This is a genomic window from Deltaproteobacteria bacterium, assembly GCA_019308995.1.
In the GTDB taxonomy this organism is placed as follows: Bacteria; Desulfobacterota; Desulfarculia; order Adiutricales; family JAFDHD01; genus JAFDHD01.
In genome coordinates this window covers 1-4499 of the sequence record JAFDHD010000174.1, presented here as the reverse complement: position 1 = coordinate 4499, position 4499 = coordinate 1, and the positions used below count along the sequence as shown (strand labels likewise).

Annotated in this window: 5 protein-coding genes; 3 read left to right on the top strand and 2 right to left on the bottom strand. The window is 50.4% G+C overall.

What is annotated here, in order from left to right; translation table 11 throughout:
• Positions 1-663 precede the first annotated feature (663 nt).
• Positions 664-861: a hypothetical protein gene (locus JRI95_16385; protein ID MBW2063122.1), complete on the bottom strand. Its 198-nt coding sequence runs from the start codon at positions 859-861 to the stop codon at positions 664-666.
• A gap of 203 nt (positions 862-1064) precedes the next feature.
• Between JRI95_16385 and JRI95_16380 the strand changes: the two genes are divergently transcribed.
• The 3 genes from JRI95_16380 to JRI95_16370 all read left to right on the top strand — a co-directional run bounded on the left by JRI95_16380 (position 1065) and on the right by JRI95_16370 (position 3036).
• Positions 1065-1598, top strand: coding sequence for a CoA transferase (locus JRI95_16380; protein ID MBW2063121.1), 534 nt, complete (start codon positions 1065-1067; stop codon positions 1596-1598).
• Positions 1599-1818: 220 nt separating this feature from the next.
• Complete coding sequence (locus tag JRI95_16375; GenBank protein MBW2063120.1) at positions 1819-1965, top strand: hypothetical protein; 147 nt, start codon at positions 1819-1821, stop codon at positions 1963-1965.
• 3 nt (positions 1966-1968) lie between these two features.
• Positions 1969-3036, top strand: a complete 1068-nt coding sequence (locus JRI95_16370) for an epoxyqueuosine reductase (protein ID MBW2063119.1) — start codon at positions 1969-1971, stop codon at positions 3034-3036.
• 5 nt (positions 3037-3041) lie between these two features.
• Here the strand turns inward: JRI95_16370 and JRI95_16365 are convergent, their stop codons facing one another.
• Entirely contained in the window at positions 3042-4103 is a 1062-nt protein-coding gene (locus JRI95_16365; GenBank protein MBW2063118.1) for a 4Fe-4S binding protein, read from the bottom strand.
• Between the last annotated feature and the right edge of the window lie 396 nt (positions 4104-4499).

Sequence of the window (4499 nt, the reverse complement as noted above, 5' to 3'; positions counted from 1 at the left end):
TTTTAAGACGTTATAACTTATTCTACACTATCCGAAGAACTAATGGCCAGCATAAAATGCGCTTTTTTTACTTTTAAACCAAATACTTAGAAAACCGGACAGGCACTAATTAAATAAACATAAGCTGAGTCAGATCTTTTTATATAGGTTTCATATAAGTGCTCTCGTAATGAAAAAAGAACGCTGTTTCCGCCGATATTAACCTAATTTAGCTGCCTTATATTTTTTGTTATTTTTTGGATATATCACTTGCAGTCAAGCCTACGATAATAGAATAAGATCAAAGGCCTGGCCGAACCTTTGATAAGATAGAAGTATCAAGAAAACCCCGGCAAGGGAGCCATTGATTCTAAATGGCGGTGTAAAAGTGAAGCCGGTGGCGGTCGAATAGTGTGACGCCCAGTTCATAGCGAGAATGCCTGACTCTGAAATCCATTCGCATGCTTCCCATATGCTTCCCAGGAAGAAAAAGGACTTAAGCTAATTAGCCTAAGTTCTTGAAATCATTGGCTCCCCGGGACGGACTCGAACCGCCGACAAAGTGGTTAACAGAAATCTTGTTTGTATCCGTTGGATCCCTGATAAAAGTTAAAGAGATAATAAAGCTGGTCCACCAAATTAATCTCTTTGCTTACCGCAAGCTTACCGATAAAATAAAAGGATTTAAGTCAATTGACTTAAGTCCTTGAAATTATTGAAGCCGGCGATGGGAGTCGAACCGGCGACCTGCTGATTAATAATCAGACCGATCAATTCTTCCTTGGAATCAATCCACCAGGAATGGCTGAAATAACCGCCCCAGTAATAAGTCCCGGGTGACACGGCCATATGATGATCATATGTTTTCCCGTAAATACCCATACCCAATCCGAACGGTTAATGTAACCGGTTTCATCGGCGAATCTTGGTTCTGAGTTTCTGAGTTGCTGAATCTTCGTTAAAGAACAGAGTAGCCAGGTTGAATGGAGATGTTAATCTAAATTGAGCGTTGTGTAAGCAACATAAAAATGTCCCCCAGCTGCGCCATTCAAATAGCCCTCTCTGCTGGCCAGGAGCCGCCCCGCTTGCCAAGAGATCAAATCAACAATCCTATGCCTATGCTCAACTACTACGTGGCCAAGGACGATATATGGATTTTGATCGTCTGCATACCAGACGACGTTTACTGGTCTCCGCTATGCAAGGCCATTGGACGGGAGGGCCTCGAGCACAATCCCAAGCTCAGTGTCCGCGATAAAAGGATAGAGAACAACGTTGAATTGATCGCTATCTTAGATGAGGCTTTCGCTGAGAAGACGAGAGATGAATGGGGCAAATTACTCGATGAACACGGAATTGTCTGGACGCATATTCCTTCAAGTTTTAATGAGGTGGCAGAAGACCCCCAGATCCTGGCCAGCGACAACATTGTGGGAGTGGAGCATCCATCCTTTGGACCGACTAAGATCGTGACCACCACCATTCGCCTCAATAAGGAGGTTCCTCAAATAAGAATGCTCGCCCCGGAGATCGGCCAACACAATGAAGAAATACTTTTGGAGATGAATTACACCTGGGAAGATATAGAAAAACTAAAAGACAAAGGCATCATTCCCTAGCCTGTTGAAATAATCTATGTCGCTGGCATCTATCCCCAGAACCGTAACTTTTTCTTATTTGATAAGCTGTTAAAAAACCTGGGAAATGGCCGGTTTGGGCGCTGGGCTTTTATAAGGATAAAATGCGTTCAAATCTAGCTTTAGAAATGGTACATTAATTGGGGGCAGGTTAGAGTGTCCCGATTTTTTCAAGAATATACGAACCGGAGGTTCTGGTCATGTGGTCCTGCCACACGGCTTTGGCTTGAAATACCGGGGCCAGGTTTACGGGACCAACGTCAACCGTCTGTCCCCGGCTAAAAATCGTGAACGCCTGGCCGGTACGCCGCTACACCGCTACGTGCCCTGCCGGGTCGAGGAGGTTTAGAAAATGGTAAAAGACAAGAAGCGTTATGAAGATCTTTCCCAATTCGTGAAAGATCTGGTAGTGAACGCCGGGGCCATAGACGTGGGCGTTGTCACGACCGAAACCCTTGTCGGGGGACCGCCGTCTACTGATCTGCCGTACGTATTGGATGGCGCCAAGTCGGCCGTCGTTTTCGCCCTAGCGCTGGACCAGGAAAAGATCGAACGGTTCCTGAAGAAAGAGGACTTTACCGGGCACTGCCTGGACAACGTCCGCACGAACACCCTTGCCAGCGGCATTGCCTTGGAATTAACCCGCTATTTGGAAATGAAGGGGCATGCCGCCGTTCCGGTCGAATCGAATTTCGTTTACCGGAAAGACACGCCGCGGGGTCCTTTTGACGAGAAACCCACGATTTCGCATCGCTACCTGGCCGTGCGCGCCGGGATTGGGCACTTCGGGCTGTCTGGCAACGTCATCCGGAAAAAAGAAGGGGCGGCCGTCATTTTGGGTTCTGTGGTTACAGAGGCCGAATTGGCGCCCACGGACCCCCTGCCTGCCGAGGATAACTACTGCGACGAGTGCCGGCTGTGTCTGTCCGCTTGCGCCTCTGGCCTGATGCACCCTGACGAAAAAACCACCGTCACCCTGGGCGGGGTTGAATTCTCCTATGCCAGGCGGCAGAGCTACAACCGCTGCGACTACGTCTGCGGCGGGTTTTCCGGCCTGTCCAAGACTGGCAAGTGGTCCACCTGGTCGCCGGCCCGGTTCCCCATACCGGAAAAAGACGCAGAGTTCCTGGACGCCCTCCGTAGCGCCATCAAGCCGTATGCCTCTCGGCCCAAACCGGGCATCGGCTTTTACCACGCCCTCCTGCCGAACAGCAAGGGGCAGCTCACCTGTGGTCATTGCCAGCTCATCTGCCATCCGGACAAGGAAGTCCGGACGAAGCGTTTCAAAATGCTGACGGAAGCCGGCGTGGTGATCCAGCTGGAAGACGGATCGTTGAAGGCCGTTTCACCCGAGGAGGCCCGGGAACACCTGGAGGCTATGAGCCCGGACGTGCGGGCGCTTTATGAAATTACAGAATAATTGAGTCAGGGTTTGCTCAAACGAGCGGTCATGAATTCTTCCAAATTGGGCGGTGGTTTGACTTCCCCGCGCAGGATCAAGTCCACGGATTCAGTGGGGCAGGTGGGCGTGCAAACCCCGCAGCCGATGCATTTGTCGGCGTCCACTACAGCGTATTCTTCATCACCGACAGCGATGGCCCCCATGGGGCATCGTTCTTCGCAGGTGCCACAGGCGGCGCAGGTCTCGATATCAACCTGGGCCACGTAGTTGGAGACGGAAAAGGTCTGAAGCCCCATCTGGTTTTTGGTAGCCAGGAAGTTGCAGCAGCAACCGCAACAATTGCAGATCGTGGCCAGATGGCCTTCTATGTTGTCGCCGACGTGCACCAGGCCCTCCTCGTTGGAGTCTTTTAATATCTGGAGCGTCTCCTCGACAGTTATTTCCCGGGCCATGTCCTGTTCGACCATGTACCTGGCCATGCTACCGAAGTGGAGGCAGTTTTCCGTTGAATGATCACAACCCGCACCAACAAAGGTCTTGATCTTACGGCAGGGGCAGTGCCCGACGGCCCGGTAGGAAGTCGCTTCGACCATGGGTTTGAGGGCGTCGAAGGGCAGGACATTACGGGGATCCTGAACGGTCTGGGAAACGGGGATGACGCGGGTGGGAGGAACACCACGGGTCATTTCCTGCGCATAGGCCTCTTCCCGATACTGGAGCCACAGGGGGGCCATCTTGCGGGCTTCCGGGGTGTCTTTCCCCCCCCAATAGGGCGTTTCGGCCCAGCCGACCACGGAAGGCAGTAGCCGGTACTTCTTTTCCTGGCCGGGGCGCTGGCTGACAAATACCGTGCCTCGCTTGGCCATACGGTCCAGGATGTCCTCGATGTCGGGTACGTCGCTATACAGCTCTTTGAGTTCGGAGAGCGTCTTGATCACCAGGGGCAGTTTGAGGGCGACGTTGATTTCGTTTTCTTCGGGAAAGAGTATTTCCAACAGACTAATGAGCGCCGGTGACATAGGGGCGCCAATGGGGGCCTGGTCCAGATGTTTGGCCAGGTCTTTGTACATTTTAGTTCTATCCATGATTGCCTCCTTCGGATTTCAGGTTTCTTGCATCATCATCTACCTGAATGCAGACAAAATCAAGTATATTGGAAAACCTCGGCTTCAAAATAATCCATGTTTGGATAATGATCATTGAAATCCATGGCATTGGAAGTTTGATGACGAAAGCTATTGTGAGAAACTTAGTTTACCTATGTCAGACATATCACAGATTTTTGAGGTGGATGATATTTTGAGGGTCTGGAGAGATATCTGGAACTCTCAGTTTCTTAGCCGAATTTTTATATTATCATGAATTTTAAAAACTTAAGGGATGTCCCGCTTTACCGCATCCGGTTCACGCCATTGTTATACCTTAATCCAATAGAATATCCGGCGCATATTTGCAGAATAGATCCGCACAGGAACACCTAC